We start from the raw sequence: 22,679 nt of genomic DNA, 5'->3' as shown, positions 1-22,679 counted from the left end.
AGAATTGAGCTATTTATCTACTGGGCCGATAGATAATACCATGGTGGGAGGTATACGACCTACTCAACATGTTACGATCAAAATCGATAACCGAAGCGACGTTATTTCTTCTACGGTTCTCGTCCAAGGATATTATATGGATGGGACAAGAACTTTATATGTTAGTGAGCTTGTTAACGTTATGCCTGATCAATTTATAACAAAGGACTATTATGCGGATTTTGATGCGTTTGAATTTGTTTTTACGACTTTAAGCCTGGTAGATGATCCTATTCAAATTTCAGTCTGGGGAAAAAATAGTGTAGGTCAAATTGTGACTGCTCACCGACTTGTCCATGCTGAATTACTTGGAGCAACGGTAGGGGCAACTGGTGCTACAGGGGCAGATGGAGCGACAGGGGCAACGGGAGCGGATGGAGCAGATGGAGCGACAGGGGCAGTCGGAGCAGACGGGGCGACTGGAGCGACAGGAGCAACTGGAGCCGACGGAGCGACTGGAGCAACAGGGGCAGACGGAGTGACTGGCGCAACAGGGGCAGCCGGAGGAGCGACAGGAGCAACGGGAGCCGATGGAGCGACAGGAGCAACGGGAGCCGATGGAGTGACAGGAGTAACGGGAGCCGATGGAGCGACCGGAGCAACGGGAGCCGATGGAGCCACTGGAGCAACAGGGGCAGACGGAGCGACTGGAGCAACGGGAGCGGACGGAGTGACCGGAGCAACAGGAGCCGACGGAGTGACAGGTGCAACGGGAGCCGATGGAGCAACAGGGGCAACGGGAGCCGATGGAGCGACAGGAGCAACAGGGGCAGACGGAGCGACAGGAGCAACGGGAGCGGACGGAGTGACAGGAGCAACAGGAGCCGACGGAGTGACAGGTGCAACGGGAGCCGATGGAGCGACAGGAGCAACGGGAGCCGATGGGGTGACTGGAGCGACGGGAGCAGATGGAGTGACTGGTGCAACCGGGGCAGATGGAGCGACTGGAGCAACGGGAACCGATGGAGTGACCGGAGCAACAGGAGCCGACGGAGTGACAGGAGCAACGGGAGCCGATGGAGCGACAGGAGCAACGGGAGCAGATGGAGTGACCGGAGCAACGGGAGCCGATGGAGCCACTGGGGCAACGGGAGCCGATGGAGTGACCGGAGCAACGGGAGCGGCTGGTGTAACTGGAGCAACAGGAGCCGACGGAGTGACCGGAGCAACGGGAGCCGACGGAGTGACAGGGGCAACGGGAGCAGTTGGAGCGACTGGAGCAACTGGAGCGACTGGAGCGACTGGAGCAACTGGAGCGACTGGAGCGACTGGAGCAACTGGAGCAGCTGGAGGAACTGGAGCAACAGGCGCAGACGGAGCGACTGGAGTAACAGGAGCAGATGGAGTGACTGGAGCAACAGGAGCGGCAGGTGTAACAGGAGCAACGGGAGCGGATGGAGCCACTGGAGCAACAGGGGCAGCTGGAGTGACTGGAGCAACAGGAGCGGCAGGTGTAACTGGAGCAACGGGAGCCGACGGAGTGACTGGAGCAACAGGGGCAGCTGGAGTGACTGGGGCAGCCGGAGCAGTTGGAGCGACTGGTGCAACAGGAGCCGACGGGTTGACTGGAGCGACGGGAGCGGCAGGTGTAACTGGAGCAACAGGAGCGGCAGGTGTGACTGGAGCAACGGGAGCGGCTGGAGTGACCGGAGCAACAGGAGCCGATGGAGTGACCGGAGCAACGGGAGCAGTTGGAGCGACTGGAGCAACGGGAGCCGACGGGGTGACTGGAGCAACAGGAGCGGCAGGTGTGACTGGAGCAACAGGGGTAGCTGGAGTGACTGGTGCAACAGGAGCCGACGGGGTGACTGGAGCGACGGGAGCGGCAGGTGTGACTGGAGCAACGGGAGCGGACGGAGTGACTGGAGCAACGGGGGCAGCTGGAGTGACTGGAGCAACAGGGGCAGCTGGAGCGACTGGAGCAACGGGAGCCGACGGAGTGACTGGAGCAACAGGGGCAGCTGGAGTGACTGGAGCAACAGGGGCAGCTGGAGTGACTGGAGCAACGGGAGCGGCAGGTGTAACTGGAGCAACGGGAGCGGCAGGTGTAACTGGAGCAACGGGAGCGGACGGAGTGACTGGAGCAACAGGGGCAGCTGGAGTGACTGGTGCAACAGGAGCCGACGGGGTGACTGGAGCGACGGGAGCGGCAGGTGTAACAGGAGCAACAGGAGCGGCAGGTGTGACTGGAGCAACGGGAGCGGACGGAGTGACTGGAGCAACAGGGGCAGCTGGAGTGACAGGAGCAACAGGAGCGGCAGGTGTGACTGGAGCAACAGGGCCGAATATTCAAGCTGAGGGATTCTCAGCGTTCCTATCAGCTTTGTCAGTTTCTACTTCTTCCCAACTGACTGGATGGTCTGTGGCTTCTCCTTTCTATTCTGATCCTTCCTTTAACCCCGTTTCGGGAAATTACACAGTTCCGACAACGGGTAGATATTCTATTGAAGCGACCATTAACTATTCCACAACTGCCTCAATCTCAATTAGTCTTGGTAGTGGGGTTAATCCAGCTTTCGTAGTTCAGAGAACTTCTCCTACTTCAACAAATCTGGTAAGTGGATTATTCCCTGTGTTGGATGTGAATGTTGCGCTTATTCTAGATTTGAGAGCTATTTTGGGAAGTGGGACTGTAACGCTGGTTGGAGAATTTGCACTAACAGCAGGTGATGTTATTGGTTTGTTCTATGTTTCTAATGGCTTGACGGTTCCTTTGAATCTGGGCGGTGCCAATACTTCGGGTATAGTTTGGTCTGTTCATGAATTGACGTAAATTTATCTCTGAGTTTGATTGTAAAAATAGAGGATGCTCAGTAGCCGTTAGGATGGCTTCCTGAGCTATCCTCTATTTTGTTAACGGGACAAGTTTTGGGCAGAACGGAATAATGCTCCTAAGAGTTACAATCTATTGAATATTGATAGATTTATAGATTTTTCCAATAGCACTCAATATGTATAGTAGTAGCTTTTGATAGATGTCCACACATTAAAAAGAGAAAAGAATATTACTATTAAGAGCTGAAAATTTCCAACTGAAAAATATAATAGGCTCATTGTTAGCGAATTTAGAGTAGATCGGAGGAATGATTATAGTAACGCTACTATTTAGAATTTTTTGCAGGCAATCTATTTAAAAATAAAAGGAGTTGATAACTTGAGTTATTTATCTACTGGACCTATAGAAAACAATCTGGTAAGCGGTGAAAGACCCACTCAGCTTGTTACTATTAAACTTGTTAATCAGAGTGATGTCACTGCGTCGTTGATTCAAGTCGAAGGATATTATATGAACGGTACAAGAACACTATATGTTAGTGAACTTCATACTGTGGGACCTAATGAAGTACTAACAAATGATTATTATGCAAATTTTGATTCATTCGAATTTTCATTTACAACACCAACTTTGATAGACGATCCAATTCAAGTCTCAGTTTGGGGAAAAAGCAGCACAGGTCAATTAGTGACTGCTCATCGGCTTGTCTACTCTGAATTGTATGGTGAAAATATAGGTTATTCAGGAGCCACCGGAGATACCGGAGCGACAGGAAGTACAGGTGCGACCGGAGCAGCAGGAAGCGCAGGAGTTACCGGAGCAACGGGAAGCGCAGGTGCAACAGGAGCGACGGGAAGCGCAGGTGCAACAGGAGCAACGGGAAGTACAGGTGCGACCGGAGCAGCAGGAAGCGCTGGAGTTACCGGAGCGACAGGAAACGCAGGTGCGACTGGAGCAACAGGAAGCGCAGGTGTAACAGGAGCGACAGGAAGCGAAGGTGTAACTGGAGCAACAGGAAGCGCAGGTGTAACAGGAGCGACAGGAAGCGCAGGTGTAACTGGAGCAACAGGAAGCGTAGGTGTAACAGGAGCGACAGGAAGCGCAGGTGTAACTGGAGCAACAGGAAGTGCAGGCGTGACTGGAGCAACAGGAAGTGCAGGTGCAACAGGAGCGACAGGAAGCGCAGGTGCAACAGGAGCGACAGGAAGCGCAGGTGCAACAGGAGCGACAGGAAGCGCAGGAGTTACCGGAGCAACGGGAAGTGCAGGTGCAACAGGAGCGACAGGAAGCGCAGGTGTAACTGGAGCAACGGGAAGCGCAGGTGTAACTGGAGCAACGGGAAGTGGAGGCGCAACTGGAGCGACTGGAGTGACAGGAACAACCGGAGCAACGGGACCTGCTGGTTCAGGTGCAATCATTCCTTATGCTTCTGGTCTTCCTGTAGCTATGACAACTGTATTAGGAGGCTTGCTTAATACTTCAAGTATCGTAGGATTCGGAAGTAGTGCGACGAATATTAGTGCTGCTGGCGGTACGATAGATCTCACCGGAGCGGCTGGAACCTTGCTGAACTTTGCATTCTCAGTTCCACGCACCGGAACGATTACCTCTTTGGCGGCCTATTTCAGCACAACAGCAGCGCTTAGTTTATTAGGTTCTACAGTAACAATCACTGCTCAATTATACAATTCTTCTACCCCTAACAATACCTTTACTGCAGTCCCTGGTGCTGTAGTCACATTAAGTCCTCCATTTACAGGTGTCCTTTCACTTGGCACAATTAGCAGTGGTATTACTACAGGCTTGAGCATTCCTGTAACCACTGGAGAGCGGTTGCTGTTGGTCTTCACTTCAACAGTAACGGCCGGAGTCGACGTTGCGACAACCATTGCTGGATACGCTAGTGCAGGAGTTACAATCACTTAATACGATGAATTTGAAAAAGGGATATCCCAAAAGCCATTTGGCTGAAGGATATCCCTATTTTTCTCCAAACATCATTACACCTAGATCATCAGAATTTCTCGGATGTCTTGTTCTGTAAGGGTAGATAACCCTTCCTGACCTGGCTGGATCACTTCATCGATTAAGTTCCTTTTCTTCTGTTGTAGCTCATACATTTTGTCTTCCACAGTACCTTGGGTGACGAGCCGAATGACTTGAACTACTTTTTTCTGTCCGATCCGGTGAGCCCGATCTGCAGCTTGCTGTTCGACGGCAGGGTTCCACCATAGATCGTATAGAATGACAGTGTCTGCTCCTGTTAAGTTGAGTCCGGTTCCGCCAGCTTTTAAGGAGATCAGGAAAATATCCCGCTCTCCTTCATTAAATTGATTACATAAATCTACGCGCTGAGACACAGGCGTTTGACCGTCTAGGTAAAAATATGGAATACCTTGATAGCCGAGTTCACGTCCAATCAAACCGAGCATTTCTGTGAACTGGGAGAATACTAGTATTCGTTTACCTGAACTGCGGCATTCCTCTATGATTTCAAACAGCTGCTCGAATTTGGCGGAGCTTCCTTCATACCCGTCCACAAACAGAGCCGGGTGACAGCATAGCTGGCGCAGACGGGTGAGACCAGCAAGGATTTTAATCCGATTATTATTACCGAAGCTATCCTGGGTCAGATGCTTAAGCGCCTCTTTTTTCAAACGGGCGAGATAAGCGACATATAACTTCTTCTGCTCAGGGAACAGCTCACAGGCTTGGAGTGATTCGATTTTCTCAGGCAATTCTTTTAACACATCACTCTTTAAGCGCCGCAGCAAAAAGGGACGTGCCCGTTTAGCGATAGTTTCCCTCGGCAAATCGTGAAAAGCCTTCTTACCTGGAAACAACCCGGGAAACACAGTGCCGAAGATGGACCATAGATCTTCTAGCGCATTCTCAACAGGAGTCCCAGTAAGTGCAAAACGATGCCGGGCTTGAAGAGCCATAACTGCTTGAGCGGTCTGCGTAGTATGGTTCTTTATGGTTTGCGCTTCATCGAGAATCAGGGTATGAAAAGATTTCTTAGCATACAACTGAACATCTCTGCGAAGCAGTGGGTAAGAGGTGATGATTACATCCGCCTTCGCTGCATTTTTTAAAATCCGACCGCGTTCCGTTAAGCTTCCATCTGCAATAACAGCCTTAATCTCAGGCGTGAACTTTTTAAGCTCATTATGCCAGTTGTAGGTCAGAGAGGCAGGAGCGACAATAAGAGCGGGCAGACCACTCTGACGAATATCCGGAAGCTCAGAGAGCAGAAAAGCGATACTCTGCAGCGTTTTGCCAAGACCCATATCATCCGCTAAAATTCCCCCGAAACGATAATGGGCCAGCGTCTTCAGCCACTGAAATCCATACTGCTGATAATCCCGGAGCACAGGGGCCAGACTCTCTGGTATAGGGAAGTCAAGGTTCTCAGGATTGTGCATATTCGCAAGTAACCTTTTAAAGGATCTGCTCAGTTTGACTGAGTCACTTTGAGAATCGGAAGAGGTTAAGTGTAACCCACGAACGACTGGTAAAGAAAATTGCACACCTTTAATCTCACCTTCTCGGATGCCCATCTCGTTTATAAAGGTGATGATTTCTTGGAGCTCCTCGCTCTCCAGCGGTAGCAGTGCCCCTTCTGGCAAGCGGTAGTATTTACGTTTATCCTGAAGTGATTTTAAGACCATCACAATCTCAGATTCGGGAATACCACCCATGTCGAATTTAAAATCAAGCCAGTCGGTTTTCTCATTCCAACTAATACTCACTTTTGGTGGCGTGGTTCCCGTGAATAGTCTTTCTTTGACAGCGGTGGTCGCATAGACCGTTAATAGTGGTTCAAGCAACGGAATCGTGTGGTATAAAAAATCGTACTCACCGTCCTCATCCGTCATAATATACCCGCCTTCGGTTTTGGCGAAGGATTCATGCTCCATCAGCTCCAGAATTCGGGCCTCTCCTTCACCGTCGCGTATAAGAATCAAGTCCGTACCGCGAACATGGGCTTTTTCATCCAAAGGATTGATGATAATGTCACCATACTGAAACTCTAGCCCGGCGAGCAGTCGATCTCTCACGCGGTCCAGATAGAGCCTGGCTATAAGCTTATGTTGCACAATTCGATCAGCAATAGATTCGGCAATATGCACGTTTCCCAGTTTTTTTAGACCAGGGATAACCTTGTCCATAAAGGGCTCCATTTGTTCGGGGGCAATATCGATGCCATCTCGACGAGAGGATTCCAGCATTTTTTTCATCTCAGATAGGCGCATGCATTCCTGAGCAGTTAGCTTCAACAGCTTACCTTCAGACAGCACGAGTCCGTAATCTTCCAGAACTGAGATCTGCTCCAGTCCTTGAATATCCAGATGGTAGCCTTCGCCTTCGGCTTGTTCGAACGCAAAGCTAAGGGGCGGTGCTTCATTAGACATATGAATGCCTTCGTACAACACCTCTTCTTGTTGCAGATATACCGACGGAACCTCTGAAAGTGCGGGCTGAAGCGTCTCCCAGAAAAAAGGAGGGATAGCCAGCTGGCGATCTCCCCCCAGGTTGCCACCATATGGAGAGTAGTTAGTGACGTTATCGCGATACATTTTTTCATTTAAGACAATTTCAATTAGCTTCTGAAGAACGATGTTATCTTCCTTCCGAAAGCTGTGAATGGAAGGGTCATAGACGAAATGCTTCGAGAATTCGAAGGTTTCTCCACGATGTACATGTTCCAGAAAACCTCTTATTCTATGAACGACATATAGTCGTTTCGAGCCGATTTTCATTTCTATTCCCAGCATGGTAGTGCTATAGCTGTAAGTGAATGGCTTGCAGATGAACTCGACATTTAAAGGGATCCTATTATCTACAAAAGCCCCAGTACCGCTCGGACGCGGCTTATGGTTACTGAACATGCCTAGCAGGCTGCTCACAAGGTGCTGGTCTCTGGACCTTCCTCCCATGTCTCGCGTAGAATCCGTAACATTACGTGGGGTTAAGACTCCAGTATCTTCAATAGTAGAATGGCTGGAAGTTCCGGTACGGTCTGGCCGTTCTCCAGCAGTTTCAAGGGAATCAATGCTGATCAGTACGGCTGCGATATGTTTGCAGAAAGGCCCTCCATGCGTGTAAGCAGGACAAGTACATTCTGCCGTGACATCACCGTCGATATCGATGACAACCATGACTTCGTAGCCAATGCCCCCTTGAACGAGCGCTTCATAACGAGAGCGGGGAAGATCTGGGATGGATTCATTACGTTCTTCAACATCTATTATATCGACGCTTCCTGACTGGTAATAAGCCAATCCTTTTTCAAAAATAGACTTGCCGCACAGCAGCTTAATTACCCGTTCTGTCACACTAAAGCCCATAACATAATTCCTTCCTCGTAACTTGTTCTTCGAAAAGTCCGATTATTATATAGTCCTTATGATAACAGAACGGGCGTGCGCATCAAATAGGGGCTGCTACTCCACTAATCCCGTGCATAATAAAACGGATCGTCAGGTTAATCTCTTCCTCATCGTTCCAGTCCTTCTCCGGTTGTAGCAGCAGGCGATTAAGCAGATACCCACCAATGGATGAAATAGTGAAACGTAGAATAGCGGGTGTGGGTAATTCAATGACTTCACCTTTTGCCTTGAAGTGTTCAACAATTTCGATGACGCGCTCCAGCACCTTGCTTAGAATATTTTCTGCGAACTGTTCTCTGAGCAACGGTTGGAAAGGAATCTCCTGTATCAGAATCTTTAGCATTTTAAAATTTCTACGGGCGAACTCCAGACGATTGACGATAAATGACCGTAGGAATTCTTCGAAACTGTCATAGGGAACATCGAGTACCCCGTTGAAATTCCGCAGTACAAAAGGAGCGAGCATACGACTCATGGTGGGGCCGATGATGGAGAGCAGTAAATCTTTTTTGGTTTTGTAATATCGGAAAATCGTACCCTCTGCTACGCCTGCCTTTTGAGCAATTTCACTAGTCGCAGCAGCAGCGTAACCTTTTTCGGAGAACACCTCAATCGCCGCATGCAAAATGGAAATCTGCTTCGGTGTCAGTTTATCCTCTTCGCTTATGGCCAGCAGCTCTTCAATCCACTGCTCTTCTATATTTTGTTCCGTAGAATCATATTCTTTCATTACAATTATCCTCCAAACTTGGTTCATTCCGTTCAACCGATAAAAGTTCTTAGTGAGGCTACATTTTCCGGTGTTTGCGCAGTGCCAATACATTCAGCACCATGAATAATAGTGAGAATCCGATCAGTACATAGACATCCAGAGCGATGGAATTCCATCCTTTGCCACGGATCATGATGTTCATAAGCGCTTCTGATCCATAATAAATTGGGGTTGCGTAGCCGATGCGCTGTAGCCATAGCGGTAGAGTGTCGAGTGGGAACAGTCCGCTGAGGAAAACTTGTGGCACGATAATAAGCGGGATGAACTGAATCATCTGTAGCTCGTTGGCTGCAAAAGCAGATAGTAGCGTGCCCAGCGTCAAAGCTGTCATCGACAGGAGTAAGGTGATTAGCATTACGTATCCAAAGCTTCCTGTCATCATAATGCCAAGAATCTGAATAGAGAACCATGAGATCAACAGCGCTTGGAATACGGTAAAAATGCCGAAGCCACATACATACCCGAGTACAATCTCCCATCTTTTTAAAGGAGTGGAAAGTAAACGTTCAAGGGTGCCTGTAGTCCGCTCACGCAGGAAAGAAACACCGGCAATCAGGAATACGAAAAAGAAAACAAATACACCAATCATAATCGGACCGAAGCGGTCAATCGTCTTCATATTCTCAGAACCGTATAAGTAGCTGATCTGGGGCTGTAATTGCAGCTGTTCCTCTGTACTTGGAAGAAGCTTCTGAGAAAGCTTTTGAAGCGTCATAATTACCGCCTTGTTGGCTGTAGGATTGCTACCCTCTAACAACACTTGAGGGATGACTCCTGAATTCCCAACGTTTCCGTCCAAAGTGATTAAAGCGTCAATCTTTCCATCTACTAGAGCACTTTTCCCTAGCTCTTCGCTGGCATACTCTTTAATTGTGGTATTTTCTTCTTTTAACGCAGCTGAGATATTTAGTGGCACACCGGATACTCCGATTTTTGGCTCATAGGCGTCCCCGTTGAATACCAAGCTCATTAAACTTAGAACGATAAGCGGTGCAATGAACATTAAGGCCATCGTTCTTTTATCATGAATAAATTGTCGCAAAATCCGTAAGGTGATCGCTCGGATTCTCATGAACGGACACCTCCATAATATAGAAAGGCTTCTTCAATAGAAGCTGAGCCAGTGGCTTCAAGCAGTCCGGCAGGTGTGTCGGCGGCAAGCAGCTTGCCATCACGGATCATTCCAAGGCGATCACATTTCTCAGCTTCATCCATGACATGCGTAGTGAGTACAATCGTGGTACCTTTCTCGTTCAGCGCTTTTAGTTCTTTCCAGATGGATAGTCGGAGTACAGGATCGATACCAACTGTTGGTTCATCAAGAAGAAGTAACGGAGGCTCATGGAGCAGTGCAATCGCCAGGGATAGGCGGCGTTTCATTCCGCCAGAGTATTGATCTACTCTTTTGCGCAGATGCTCCTGAAGATCTACTAGTTCCATAACAGCTTTGATGCGTTTGCCGCGCTCCGCACCCTTTAGTCCATATAGCGCAGCGAAGAACTCCAGATTTTCTTTTGCGCTGAGTTCTGTATATAGGGCATCAGATTGAGCCATGTATCCAATTTGCTGCAGCATGGATAACTTAGGCATAGTGACACCAAGCACTTTTACCTCACCTGAGGTCACCACATCGATACCTGTAAGCAGCTTTACTAGCGTTGTTTTTCCGGAGCCAGAGGGTCCTAATATGCCGAAGGTTTCCGCACGCTCCACTTGAAGTGAAATATCTTCGAGCACCTGTTTGTCTCCAAAGGCTTTACTAACATGGCTCACTGAAATGACTGGAACTTTCGAACCCATATTCATCTCCTCGATTCTGAATAGTCTGGGATACAAAGTGGTGTTACTGAATGCTCTGCACAACAATAATGAGTGAGCGCTCACTCATTATTGTGCTCCGGAATCCAGTAAATGTAAAGTGCTAGATTTCCGCTACTTGAAACTAACTTACAATTAGGTGTAAATAGCAAAGTAGCGGCATTTTTGCACAAGATGCGAATACCTGCTCACGAACCAACTTGATATGATGTTAATAAGGAATACAGCTGGGATGTTCGACAACTCAATGATGCAAATGCCATTGCTTCCGAAATTGATTAGGCGTTGTGCCGAAATGGGTTTTGAACAATTTGCAAAAATGAGAGCAATTTGTAATCCCCACTTCCTCGGCGATGTGTGCAACCGTGTATTTGCTTGAAGTCAGAAGATGAACGGCTTCCTGCATTCTTTTGACCGTTAAATAATCGGAAATACTGCTGCCTGTACATTCCTTGAACAAGTGGGATAAATGATGGGGTGAAAGATGTAGATCCTTGCTCATTTGATCGAGCCGCAAAGGTTCCTTGTAATGCAACTGCAGCCATTCCATAATACGTTCTGCCTGATGTGGTTTACGAAGCAATTGTTCCATGGAGGTCGGCTTCTGCTGTGTATCCCAAAGCGGCTTTAAAGTACGTAGGAACGTGATGAGAAACAATGAGACCTCTTCCATGAAATCATTTTTGTGCAAAGTTGGAAGCGCTTTATCCAGATCCTTCAGAAGAGCTATCAGGGATTGCAGGTCCTGCTGTTCATACCATCGAGGTGAGGCAGAATTGCCGCTGTGAATATGATTGAAAAAGCTTTGTAGGATGGGCCACTTTTCAAAATAAGCTTTAAATATGCTGGGCTCATAATGCACGATCGAACGCACGAACGGAACCGCCTCATTAATTTCAATTTGAATATGATGCAGTTGATACGGCTGGAAAATACAAATCATCCCTGGCTTTATTTCATAGCTATTTTGATCAATAATCAGCGTCCCTTTACCTTCATGAACAATAAGAATTTCAACACCCTGATGAGCATGGAATGTACCTTGATAGTCGTCTGTATTTGTACTTGTTCTTTTATATACAAAATAGAGATGGAACGGTTGTAAGTCCTGCTGCTCATGGTACGTCACATTCGTGTTCCTCCTATTAGTAGGGATGCGGATAACCTATCGTTTACAAAAGTATAAGAGAACCATTGCACAGCTAGCAACATCTAGATTAAAAAGTCTTACTCACTAATGGAGGACACCGAATTATGGCAGAACAAAAGACAGAATTACATAACGCAGGGTATAAAGCTTGGCTCGAATATCCATATATTCAATCGAGTGCAGTAAGAGAGTGCTATTCTCCTTGGTGCTATAACATCTGGACAGTCAAACAAGATCATCCAGTGATCATAAGTGCTGTGCAAGAACTAACACGTGGCATACAAGGAATGCTCGATATAGAAGCTACCATTGCTGAATCTCAGGATAAAGATAAACAAGCTTGTATTGCAATCGGTACGTTTGATAGTAATCATCCGTTGATTACGCATACCTTTAGCAAGGCTACAAGGACAGCAATTGGATCAGAAGGATATGCCATTCGAACAAATACGGAGAAGGACTGTATTGCAATTGGTGCTTCCACACCCGTGGGTTTATTGTACGGTGTATTTGCATTCCTACGCTTACTTGGAACGGGTCAATCTATTAAGGCGTTGGATATGTTGGATCAGCCGGTAAATACGCTCCGCATGATGAATCAATGGGATAATATCGATGGAAGCATCGAACGTGGTTACGCAGGGAAGTCCATATTCTACTCATACAACGAAATCACTAAGGACTTTGCTCGATTGCAAGATTATGCGAGAATGCTCGCTTCGATAGGAATCAATGCGATTGCTATAAACAATGTCAATGTACATCGGTTTGAAACGATGTTTATTACGGAGCGCTATCTTCCTGACATCGCGAGGATTGCCGATATCTTCCGTACCTACGGGGTGAAGCTATTCCTAAGTATTAACTATGCTAGCCCGATCGAAATCGGTGGATTGAATACAGCTGATCCGTTAGATTCTGATGTACGCCAATGGTGGAAGGCAAAGGCGGTAGAAATTTATAAATTGATTCCAGATTTCGGTGGGTTCCTCGTAAAAGCTGATTCAGAGAATCGTCCAGGTCCATTCACTTATGATCGTGATCATGCAGAAGGTTCGAACATGCTGGCTGAAGCTTTATTGCCTTTCGGGGGAATCGTCATCTGGCGCTGCTTCGTTTACAATTGCAAACAGGATTGGCGTGATCGCTCCACCGATCGTGCACGAGCGGCATATGATCACTTTAAACCGCTAGATGGTCGATTCATGGATAATGTTATTTTGCAGGTGAAGAATGGACCGATGGATTTTCAAGTACGGGAAGGTGTGTCTCCGTTGTTCGGTGCCATGAAGCATACGAATATGATGATTGAATTTCAGGTTACGCAGGAATATACAGGCCAACAGCGTCATGTCTGCTACCTCATTCCTCAATGGAAGCAAGTTCTTGATTTTAATACTTACGCAACGGATTCGGAGTCATCGGTGAAACGGGTCGTCGATGGATCAATGTTCGGTTATAAATATAGCGGCTTCGCTGCTGTTTCAAATATTGGCAATGATTATAACTGGACGGCGCATTTATTAGCGCAGGCCAATCTATATGGTTACGGTCGTCTCGCTTGGAATCCGGAATTAAGTGCAGAGCAAATCGCGAAGGAATGGATTATGCTCACATTCGGTGCAGAGGATGAGCAGTTAATAGTCACGATTCGTGAGATCTTGTTAACCTCTTGGCATATCTATGAATCTTATACTTCGCCGCTTGGCGTAGGCTGGATGGTCAATCCAGATCATCATTACGGTCCAAATGTGGATGGATATGAATATTCGAAATGGGGAACGTATCATTTTGCAGACTTACAAGGTATTGGTGTAGACCGGACAATAAAGACGGGTACGGGATATGTTGCTCAGTATCAAGGAGCGAATGTAGATTTGTATGAATCGGTAGCTACTTGTCCAGATGAGCTATTACTCTTCTTTCATCATGTACCGTATACGCATACTCTTAAATCTGGTAAAACGGTCATCCAGCATATTTATGATACGCATTTTGATGGCGTGGATCGCGCAGCAGGGCTGAAAGAGAAGTGGCAATCCCTTGAGGGGAAAATGGATGGCAGCAGGTTTGGACAGGTGGCAGACCGTCTGCACGAACAGGTACTACATGCCCGCGAGTGGAGAGATATCATCAATACGTATTTCTATCGAAAAAGCGGTATCCCAGACCAGCATCAACGTACAATATACTAAATATTAGCAATAGGAGGAGTGTGTCCAGCAGGGCCGCTCCTTCTATTGCTCCATCCCTTTGTTTCATAATCCTATGAGAAGAAAGGAAGATACACCTTGAATCAGAAAAGATTATTTAATGAGGGCTGGGAATTCGCCAAGAGTACTTTAGAAGTGACGAATGCTGAGTCCTTGGATTTCCATCCCGTCGATCTCCCGCATGATTGGTTGATTTATAACACGTTAGACTTATATGAGAATAGTATTGGCTGGTATCGAAAGTGTTTTATAAATACGAAGAACGATGAGCAGCTATTGCTGTGTTTTGATGGTATTTATATGGACTCCACGATTTATGTGAATCATCAATGGGTTGGGGAGTGGAAATACGGTTATTCTTCCTTTGAATACGAGATTACAGATATGCTCATAGACGGGGAAAATGAAATTCTAGTGAAGGTTGTGCATCAGAGTCCGAATAGTAGATGGTATTCAGGAGCGGGTATCTACCGGAATGTATGGCTCAAGACAAGAGATTGCAATCATATCGTGACAGATGGAATTTACATTCATACGGTACAAAAAAATGACGTTTGGCGAGTGGAGATCGACACCGATGTGAGCATTACAGGAGATATGCGGCTTTCCCAAACCGTTCTACACAAGGATCGAGAGATAAAGACCAGTGTTGAGAAGATCTCCGCAGTAGGATTAACACAAGTTACCTCACGTGTAAGTCAGGTGCTGACTGTAGAGAATCCTTTATTATGGAGCCCCGGTGAGCCGCATTTATATCAGCTAAAAACGGAATTGCAGCATAAGGCACCTGATCAGGGCTCTGATGATGTGTGGACAACAATAGAAGAAGTAACACAGTGTATAGGTTTTCGAACGATTGTACTGGATCCGCAAGAGGGAATGCTTCTGAATGGGTTAAAGATCAAGCTTAACGGAGTTTGTGAGCATCATGATCTTGGAGCATTGGGTTCGGCGTTTCATACAGCAGCATTGCAAAGAAGACTTGAAATCTTAAAGGACATGGGCGTAAATGCAATACGCACCGCTCATAATATGCCTGCTGCAGAGCTTATGAATCTGGCGGACGAAATGGGGCTGCTTGTGGTTTCAGAAGCCTTTGATATGTGGGAGCGATCGAAGACCACATATGATTACGCAAGATTTTTCAAGGAATGGGCGTTAAAAGATGTGAGAAGCTGGGTCATGCGAGATCATAATCATCCAAGCTTGTTAATGTGGAGTATTGGCAATGAAATTTATGATACGCATGCTGACAAGCGAGGGCAAGAATTGACGAGCATGTTGATGGAAGCCGTGCTTCAATATGATCCGAAAGGCAACGGGAAAGTGACCATTGGATCGAACTATATGCCATGGGAGAATGCTCAGAAATGTGCGGACATCGTAAAGGTGGCAGGCTACAATTATGCGGAAAAATATTACCATCAGCATCACGCGGAACATCCTGACTGGATTATCTATGGTAGTGAAACCGCCTCTATTGTGCAGAGCAGGGGAATATATCATTTCCCATTCGAGCAATCCATCCTGGCTGATGACGATGAGCAGTGCTCTGCACTAGGTAATAGCTCTACAAGCTGGGGAGCGAAGTCAGCAGAAGCGTGTATTATCGCGGAGCGAGATGCAGCGTTCTCATTAGGGCAATTTATATGGACGGGTTTTGATTATATTGGTGAACCTACACCGTATCATACGAAGAATTCGTATTTTGGACAGATTGATACAGCGACCTTTAAAAAGGATTCATATTACATCTATCAAGCGGCTTGGACAAATTACAAGGAGCATCCGATGGTGCATATTTTTCCCTATTGGGATTTCAATCCCGGTCAAATGATCGATGTTCGAGTCTGCTCGAATGCTCCCAAGATAGAATTGCTGTTCAATGGTGAGACTGTTGGGACCTATGAAATCGATCATGTACATGGAACGCAGCTAGCGGGCTGGTGGAAGCTTCCTTATGAACCAGGCGAGCTCAAGGCAATCGCTTATGATGAGGCTGGCCAAATCATTGCAGTAGACATCAGGAAATCGTTCGGGGATGCGAGTCGAATCTGCTTAAAAGCTGATAAGGGTACACTCCTTGCGAACGGCACAGATTTAATCTTCATCGAAATTACGATGGAGGATGAGCACGGTAATGCTGTTGAGAATGCAAACAGTCGCGTTCAGGTTCAGGTGGGCGGAGCAGGCCGTTTGATCGGTTTAGATAATGGAGACAGCACGGACTATGATCCATACAAAGGAATGAGTAGACGCTTGTTCAGCGGTAAGCTTATGGCGATTGTTGCTGCGAGTTTAGAAGCAGGTACGATAACAGTTGAGGTTACATCGAAAGGTGTAGTAGGTAGTAAGCTACAGCTTCAATCGCTCCCTGTGGCAGATCGTGGAATAGGCATTTCAGCTAACACTAGAAATCTAGAGTTGCCCTGTGTAATGGGAAATGTAGAAGAAATTCCTTTACGAAAGATAGAAATTATAAGTTATTCTGGACAACAGTTTAATGAAAATAGAAGAGACATGAATGTACACGCCATCCTTTACCCTAAAGACACTTCCTATACTGAAGTGGAGTGGAGTATTGTAAATGATGTAGGGATTGAGTCCAATCTAGCGCGGCTCGAACAACTGGGACAAGAAGCCAAGATCACGGCGTTAGGAGATGGGAGTTTCCGCGTTCGCTGTATGAGTAAGAACGGTACGAAAAAGACAAAGCTGATTTCACAGTTGGAATTTACAGCGAGCGGTCTGGGGACGGCTTACAAGGATCCGTATGGATTTATATCTGGCGGTCTACATGACGAGGTTAAAGGCGAAGTCGGAAACGGAAATGAACGAGGCGTAGCAACGAGTCGAGATGGTGAGACGCAGGTTGCTTATCGCGAGATTGACTTTGGAACTTACGGCTCGGATTTGATAACGATTCCCCTATTCGCATTGTCTAGCGAAGCCTACGAGCTCCAGATTTGGGAAGGCATGCCGGACGAAGAGAACAGTGAGCTTTTGGCAGACGTTATTTATCAGAAGGAATCGCAATGGAATGTTTATCAGGAGGCAACCTATCTATTATCCAAGAGACTCACGGGTATCAGCTCTATTTGTTTCGTATTACAGAAGAAGGTGCACATTAAAGGCTTCTCATTTGTGAAAAAGAACCGAGCGTTCGAGCAGAATAGGGCTGTGGATTGTGATCGCATTTATGGTGATACGTTCACCATCACGGAACAGGGTGTTGAAGGAATCGGGAATAACGTATCTCTCGTGTTCGAGCAGATGGATTTTACGACGGAAGGTACTTCAAAGCTTGTCATTTGTGGGAGAACTCCGATCGATAAGAATACCATTCATCTTCGCTTCGAAGAGGATGAAACATCTAACAATCAACTGATCGAATTTACACAGTCAGATGGATATGTAGAGCGAGTATTTGAGTTGGAGAAAGTGACAGGGGAGCAGAAGGTAACGTTTATCTTCTTGCCTGGAAGTCAGTTCGATTTCGGTTGGTTTCGGTTTGAATGATCGATTGTCCTTTCAACTACTACGATAAATGAGGTGCGTGTACATGTTAACAGGCAAGATGAATGCTGCAATAATGGATGAGCAATTATCAATTTCTGTGAAGCAAATAGATATTCCTGTTCCTAAGGTTAATGAAGCGCTAATTAAGGTGTATTGTATCGGAATTTGCGGGTCAGATGTTCATTACTATGAGCATGGAAGAATCGGTCGTTATGTAGTAAAGGAACCGATCATATTAGGCCATGAGCTGGCTGGTGAAGTCGTTGAGGTTGGTAAGCAGGTATCAAATATAGCTGTAGGTGACCGAGTAGCGGTTGAGCCAGGAGTGACCTGTGGACAATGCGACTATTGTAAATCAGGACGTTATAATTTGTGTCCAGATGTGGTCTTTCTTGCAACACCCCCAGTAAATGGGGCTTGGGCAGAATACATTGTCATGCCAAGCGATTATCTATTTAAACTTCCGGATTCTATGAGTTATGAGGAAGGCGCAATGCTGGAGCCATTGTCGGTTGGTTTTCATGCGATGATGCGTGGTAAGGTTCAACCGTTTGATCGAGTGCTAATAACGGGTCTTGGTCCGATCGGACTGCTTGCAGGACAAGCAGCAAAGCTATTTGGCGTTTCTGAAATTTATGGTACGGATGTCGTACCTTTTCGGCGTCAACTTGCAATGGAGATGGGCTTCACTGCAGCATTAGATCCAGTAAAAGAGAATGTTGGACAGCGCCTCAATGAGTTAACGAACGGATTTGGAGTTACACTCGTCGTAGAATCATCGGGTAACGCAAGGGCGATGGCGGATACAATTAAGTGGGTTCGCCGTGGCGGGAGAATTGTATTTGTCGGTTTACCAGCCGATAGTGCTATTCCGATGGACATGGGACAATTTATCGATGGTGAGATCGATGCTTATGGTGTTTTTCGTTACGCGAATACCTATCCGGCTGCGATCCAAGCGTTGCAGCATTCTTCATTAGATATTGAGAAAATAGTTACGCATCGCTTTGCGCTTACAGATACTCAAGAGGCTCTTGAAGTAGCACGTAAAGAGAAGGATACAAGTATTAAGGTAATGATTTATCCGAATATGCCTTAATGCGTGTTATATAAAAAGAGACCGTCCCAAAAGCCATGAAAATGGCTGCTTGAGGCGGTCTTTTTATTTTTATGTAAACTCTGTAAATACGCGTTATTACGCTTTAATATAATCTGCAAAATTCTCCAGTAAGTATAGGGAGTTCATATCTTCACGCAAATGATGCTGGACTAGCTCATCCACTTTGTCTGGTTCATGGTTTGTCATACAATCCAGGATCATGTGATGCTCGCTCAAAATTTTCTCCAGCTTTTCTTGCTTTAGGGTATGCAGGCGTCGATATCTTTCATAATGCACATGGGAAAACTTAATTTGCTCCCACAAAAATTCATGTCCTGCTAATGTGAATAACGTCTTATGATAGGCGTCATCCAAAGCAAAAAAGTGCTCAATGGCATGTTCTTGATGTATGGCATTTTTTTGTTCTTCTAGGTTCTTCTTAAGTTCTATAATTCCTTTAAGAGTAAGGCTATCGCATAGACCTTTGATAATATCCTTTTCTAAAACGCTTCTTAAATAGATCATTTGCTCGACAGATTCCAAATCAATGTATGAAACCAGATTCCCTTTCTTCGGATACACATCAATATAGGACTCGAGGGATAGCTGCTTTAGTACATCGCGCAAAGGTGTTCTGGATATCTGAAACCGTTCGGATAACACGGTCTCACTTAGAATGGTTCCAGGTTTTAGCGTTAAATTAAGAATTTCGTGCTTTAATAGGTTCAAAATATCATTTTTGGTGGACATGAGGTTGCGTCTCCATTGCCGTTGAATTTGTAATGCTGATATCTGAAACGGGATCCTGAAATAAGATAGTGATTTCATTATATAATTTTTTAATCTTGTATACAAGATCGGGGATTATTGATTTTATGTCATTGACAAAAGGTATTATTAAAATCTAATATTTGAGTATATTATCTTGTATACAAGATCTCGACATATGAAATTATAGGAGGTTTTATCTAGATGAACATGACATGGAGATGGTATGGAGAAGGCAATGACAACATTACGCTTGATCATATCCGGCAAATTCCGGGGGTAATGGGTATTGTCTGGTCACTACATCATAAGGTAGCGGGCGAAGTGTGGGAAATGGATGACATTCAAAAGGTTGCGGATCAAATTACGAGCAAAGGGTTTAGCACTGCCGTAGTAGAGAGTGTGAACGTCCATGATGATATCAAGATTGGACTCCCGACGCGTGATAAATATATCGATATTTACATAGACACCATACGGAAGCTTGCCAAGGTCGGTACTAAAGTGATCTGTTACAATTTCATGCCTATCTTTGACTGGACTCGGACGGAGCTGTACAAGGAATTGCCAGATGGCTCGAATGCTCTTTTTTATGAAAATGCGGCCATTAATGAGAACCCGCGCGACATGGTAAATCGTATTCTCGAGGGGGCAGGCGAATTTACGATGCCTGGCTGGGAGCCAGAGCGTCTTGCGAAGCTCGATGAGCTATTCGCCGCTTATGCAGATATAACGGAAGAGAAGCTGTTCGAGAACTTGGTCTATTTTCTGAAGCGCATTATTCCTGTCTGTGAAGAAGTCGATATCAAAATGGCTATTCATCCCGATGATCCTGCTTGGCCGATCTTTGGCTTGCCCCGCATTGTCCGCAGCCGTGATACGATCCGTCGTTTACTTGACGCAGTAGATAGTCCGTATAATGGATTAACCTTCTGCACTGGGTCGCTCGGTACGAATCCGAAGAACGATCTGCCGGCTATGATTCGGGAATTCTGTAATCGCATTCATTTTGCTCATATTCGAAATGTTAAGGTTTTTGAGAACGGAGATTTTATTGAGGTCTCTCATCGTGGACGGGATGGCAGTGTGGATGTGGCAGAGGTTGTTAAAGCGTATCATGAGAATGGATATACGGGGTATGTGCGTCCAGATCATGGTCGTCATTTGTGGGGGGAAGAGAAGACTTGCCGCCCGGGGTACGGGCTGTACGATAGAGCAATGGGGATCATGTATTTACTTGGTGTGTGGGATAGTCTCGACAATACGATGGGGGTGAAGTGAATGCTGCTTCTGACAAGAGAGAGTATTCAATCATGTGCAGAGGCGTGGAAGGACGCTGACGTGGAGCTTCCTCAGTTTGATTATGAGCAGGTGGCAGAGAATACGCGCGTTAGGCCGGAATGGGTCCATTTTGGAGCGGGAAATATTTTTCGGGGATTTGTTGCGAATGCTCACCAGAAGCTGTTGGAGCTTGGAAAAGCAGATACAGGTATTATTGCCGCTACCTCCTCTGACTACGAGCTGATTGACAAAATTTATAAACCGCATGATCATTTAACACTTCTCGTACTAATGAATGCGAGTGGCGAGTTTACAAAAAAGGTCATTAGCAGCATTACCGAAGCTATTATGGCAAACAAGAATCGAGCGGAGGATTACTGCCGTTTGGTTGAAATTTTTGAAAACCCGAGCCTGCAGATGGCCAGCTTCACCATTACAGAGAAAGGTTATACCTTGACCGGTCCTGATGGAATGTACCTTGATATCGTAAAGAAGGATATGGAGCAAGGGCCAGAGCAGCCATCCCACAGCATGAGTGTGATCGCTTCTCTAGCGTACCGTCGATATCTTAAGGGGCAGTATCCGATGACTTTTGTCAGTATGGATAACTGTTCGCACAATGGGGATATGTTGAAAAATAGCGTGATTACAATCGCCAAGGCATGGGCTGCGAAAGGGGTTGTGGAGGAAGGTTTTGTTGCGTACCTCGAAGACGAGAGTCTCATAACATTCCCCTTGTCGATGATCGATAAAATCACACCACGTCCATCCGAGGTAGTACGTAATGCTTTACAGGAGCAAGGGATTGGCGGCATGGATATACTTATTACCTCGAGGAACGCTCATACCGCGCCTTTTGTTAACGCAGAAGTTAGTGAATATCTGGTCATTGAAGATAAGTTTACGAATGGGCGACCTTTATTAGAAGAAGCCGGCATTATATTCACAGATCGTGAGACCGTGAACAGGGTAGAAACGATGAAAGTTACCACCTGTCTAAACCCCTTGCATACTGCATTAGCGGTCACTGGCTGTCTACTAGGCTACACACAGATTTCGGATGAGATGCAGGATCAGACTCTACGTACATTAGTCGAGCGGATTGGGTATAAGGAAGGATTGCCTGTAGTTGTAGATCCTATCATTCTACGTCCACAGCAGTTTTTGGATGAAGTGCTGCAAGAGCGCTTGGCGAATCCATTTATTCCGGACACCCCGCAGCGAATTGCGACAGATACGTCGCAGAAGGTAGGCATTCGTTATGGGGAAACGATCAAATCCTATGTACAACGCGAAAATCTTCATCCAGCTGAATTGACGGCGATTCCACTAGCAATTGCTGCTTGGTGCCGCTATTTGATCGGAGTGGATGATGAAGGAAATTCATTTGAGCTAAGTCCCGATCCGTTAATGGAGTCGCTTCAAGCGCATCTGCAGGGAGTGACTTTGGGAGATTCGACCTCTAATGTGCATAGAATTCTAGATAATGAGAAGATTTTTGGTGTACCGTTATATGAAATCGGTCTGGGTAGCAAGATTGAAAGTTACTTCTATGAGATGCTGAAAGGCCCAGGAGCTGTACGGAGAACGTTGGAAAAGCATTTAAATGAAGAGTTAGTGTAGATCACATTTACAAAAAGCCTCATGGAGTAAAAGCTACTGCACCTCGCAGAGCTATCCTCCATGAGGCTTTTTCGTGTGTAGTCCATTTGGTTTATCTGAATTTAGCAGACTAGTACGCTAATATACCTACTTTTTCAAAAAAATAATTATAGTTAATATTTCCATAACATTCCTCTGCAACAGAGTTGACAATTGTAGACGAAAATGACATTAGCAGTTACCTATACG

At 46.1% G+C, this 22,679-nt stretch carries 13 protein-coding genes; 7 read left to right on the top strand and 6 right to left on the bottom strand.

Annotated elements, in window-relative coordinates; all coding sequences use genetic code 11:
* Window positions 1-4: 4 nt before the first annotated feature.
* Window positions 5-2,812: a beta strand repeat-containing protein gene (locus tag NST34_RS26100; protein WP_341129064.1), complete on the top strand. Its 2,808-nt coding sequence runs from the start codon at window positions 5-7 to the stop codon at window positions 2,810-2,812.
* A 381-nt stretch (window positions 2,813-3,193) separates the two neighbouring features.
* Entirely contained in the window at window positions 3,194-4,741 is a 1,548-nt protein-coding gene (locus tag NST34_RS26095; RefSeq protein ID WP_341129063.1) for an exosporium glycoprotein BclB-related protein, read from the top strand.
* Window positions 4,742-4,821: 80 nt separating this feature from the next.
* On the opposite strand, the gene NST34_RS26090 is transcribed toward NST34_RS26095, so the two are convergent.
* From NST34_RS26090 to NST34_RS26070, 5 genes are all read right to left on the bottom strand, one after another.
* Entirely contained in the window at window positions 4,822-8,166 is a 3,345-nt protein-coding gene (locus NST34_RS26090) for a DEAD/DEAH box helicase (RefSeq protein ID WP_341129062.1), read from the bottom strand.
* Between the two features lie 82 nt (window positions 8,167-8,248).
* Window positions 8,249-8,938: a TetR/AcrR family transcriptional regulator gene (locus NST34_RS26085; RefSeq protein WP_081393233.1), complete on the bottom strand. Its 690-nt coding sequence runs from the start codon at window positions 8,936-8,938 to the stop codon at window positions 8,249-8,251.
* Between the two features lie 58 nt (window positions 8,939-8,996).
* Window positions 8,997-10,052: an ABC transporter permease gene (locus tag NST34_RS26080; RefSeq protein WP_341129061.1), complete on the bottom strand. Its 1,056-nt coding sequence runs from the start codon at window positions 10,050-10,052 to the stop codon at window positions 8,997-8,999.
* Complete coding sequence (locus NST34_RS26075; RefSeq protein ID WP_341129060.1) at window positions 10,049-10,780, bottom strand: ABC transporter ATP-binding protein; 732 nt, start codon at window positions 10,778-10,780, stop codon at window positions 10,049-10,051. Before NST34_RS26075 ends, NST34_RS26080 begins: the two co-directional genes overlap by 4 nt.
* Window positions 10,781-11,042: 262 nt before the next feature.
* Window positions 11,043-11,927, bottom strand: a complete 885-nt coding sequence (locus tag NST34_RS26070; RefSeq protein WP_076300697.1) for a helix-turn-helix domain-containing protein — start codon at window positions 11,925-11,927, stop codon at window positions 11,043-11,045.
* Between the two features lie 125 nt (window positions 11,928-12,052).
* On the opposite strand from NST34_RS26070, the gene NST34_RS26065 reads away from it, so the two are divergent.
* The 3 genes from NST34_RS26065 to NST34_RS26055 all read left to right on the top strand — a co-directional run bounded on the left by NST34_RS26065 (window position 12,053) and on the right by NST34_RS26055 (window position 18,779).
* The gene (locus NST34_RS26065; protein WP_341129059.1) at window positions 12,053-14,143 is read left to right on the top strand and encodes an alpha-glucuronidase family glycosyl hydrolase; all 2,091 of its coding nucleotides are present in this window, start codon (window positions 12,053-12,055) and stop codon (window positions 14,141-14,143) included.
* Between the two features lie 96 nt (window positions 14,144-14,239).
* Window positions 14,240-17,680, top strand: coding sequence for a glycoside hydrolase family 2 TIM barrel-domain containing protein (locus NST34_RS26060; RefSeq protein ID WP_341129058.1), 3,441 nt, complete (start codon window positions 14,240-14,242; stop codon window positions 17,678-17,680).
* Window positions 17,681-17,723: 43 nt separating this feature from the next.
* Entirely contained in the window at window positions 17,724-18,779 is a 1,056-nt protein-coding gene (locus NST34_RS26055; protein WP_341129057.1) for an NAD(P)-dependent alcohol dehydrogenase, read from the top strand.
* Window positions 18,780-18,875: 96 nt separating this feature from the next.
* Here NST34_RS26055 and NST34_RS26050 read toward each other — a convergent pair whose 3' ends face one another.
* On the bottom strand, window positions 18,876-19,529 hold the full coding sequence (locus NST34_RS26050) for a GntR family transcriptional regulator (RefSeq protein WP_341129056.1): 654 nt from the start codon (window positions 19,527-19,529) through the stop codon (window positions 18,876-18,878).
* Window positions 19,530-19,751: 222 nt separating this feature from the next.
* On the opposite strand from NST34_RS26050, the gene uxuA reads away from it, so the two are divergent.
* Together uxuA and NST34_RS26040 are read left to right on the top strand one after the other, a co-directional pair.
* The gene (gene uxuA, locus NST34_RS26045; protein WP_341059664.1) at window positions 19,752-20,828 is read left to right on the top strand and encodes a mannonate dehydratase; all 1,077 of its coding nucleotides are present in this window, start codon (window positions 19,752-19,754) and stop codon (window positions 20,826-20,828) included.
* Entirely contained in the window at window positions 20,829-22,451 is a 1,623-nt protein-coding gene (locus NST34_RS26040) for a mannitol dehydrogenase family protein (protein ID WP_341129055.1), read from the top strand.
* The last annotated feature ends 228 nt before the right edge of the window (window positions 22,452-22,679 follow it).

It is taken from the genome of Paenibacillus sp. FSL H7-0714 (assembly GCF_038003765.1).
Lineage (GTDB): Bacteria > Bacillota > Bacilli > Paenibacillales > Paenibacillaceae > Paenibacillus_AQ.
The sequence above is the reverse complement of the archived record's forward strand: the minus strand, read 5'-3'. Positions and strand labels throughout refer to the sequence as shown.

Coding starts and splice junctions, on each gene's coding strand:
- NST34_RS26090 (WP_341129062.1), bottom strand. CDS start 8,166: ATGGGCTTTAGTGTGACAGAACGGGTAATTAAGCTGCTGTGCGGCAAG.
- NST34_RS26085 (WP_081393233.1), bottom strand. CDS start 8,938: ATGAAAGAATATGATTCTACGGAACAAAATATAGAAGAGCAGTGGATT.
- NST34_RS26080 (WP_341129061.1), bottom strand. CDS start 10,052: ATGAGAATCCGAGCGATCACCTTACGGATTTTGCGACAATTTATTCAT.
- NST34_RS26075 (WP_341129060.1), bottom strand. CDS start 10,780: ATGGGTTCGAAAGTTCCAGTCATTTCAGTGAGCCATGTTAGTAAAGCC.
- NST34_RS26065 (WP_341129059.1), top strand. CDS start 12,053: ATGGCAGAACAAAAGACAGAATTACATAACGCAGGGTATAAAGCTTGG.
- NST34_RS26055 (WP_341129057.1), top strand. CDS start 17,724: ATGTTAACAGGCAAGATGAATGCTGCAATAATGGATGAGCAATTATCA.
- NST34_RS26050 (WP_341129056.1), bottom strand. CDS start 19,529: ATGTCCACCAAAAATGATATTTTGAACCTATTAAAGCACGAAATTCTT.
- uxuA (WP_341059664.1), top strand. CDS start 19,752: ATGAACATGACATGGAGATGGTATGGAGAAGGCAATGACAACATTACG.
- NST34_RS26040 (WP_341129055.1), top strand. CDS start 20,829: ATGCTGCTTCTGACAAGAGAGAGTATTCAATCATGTGCAGAGGCGTGG.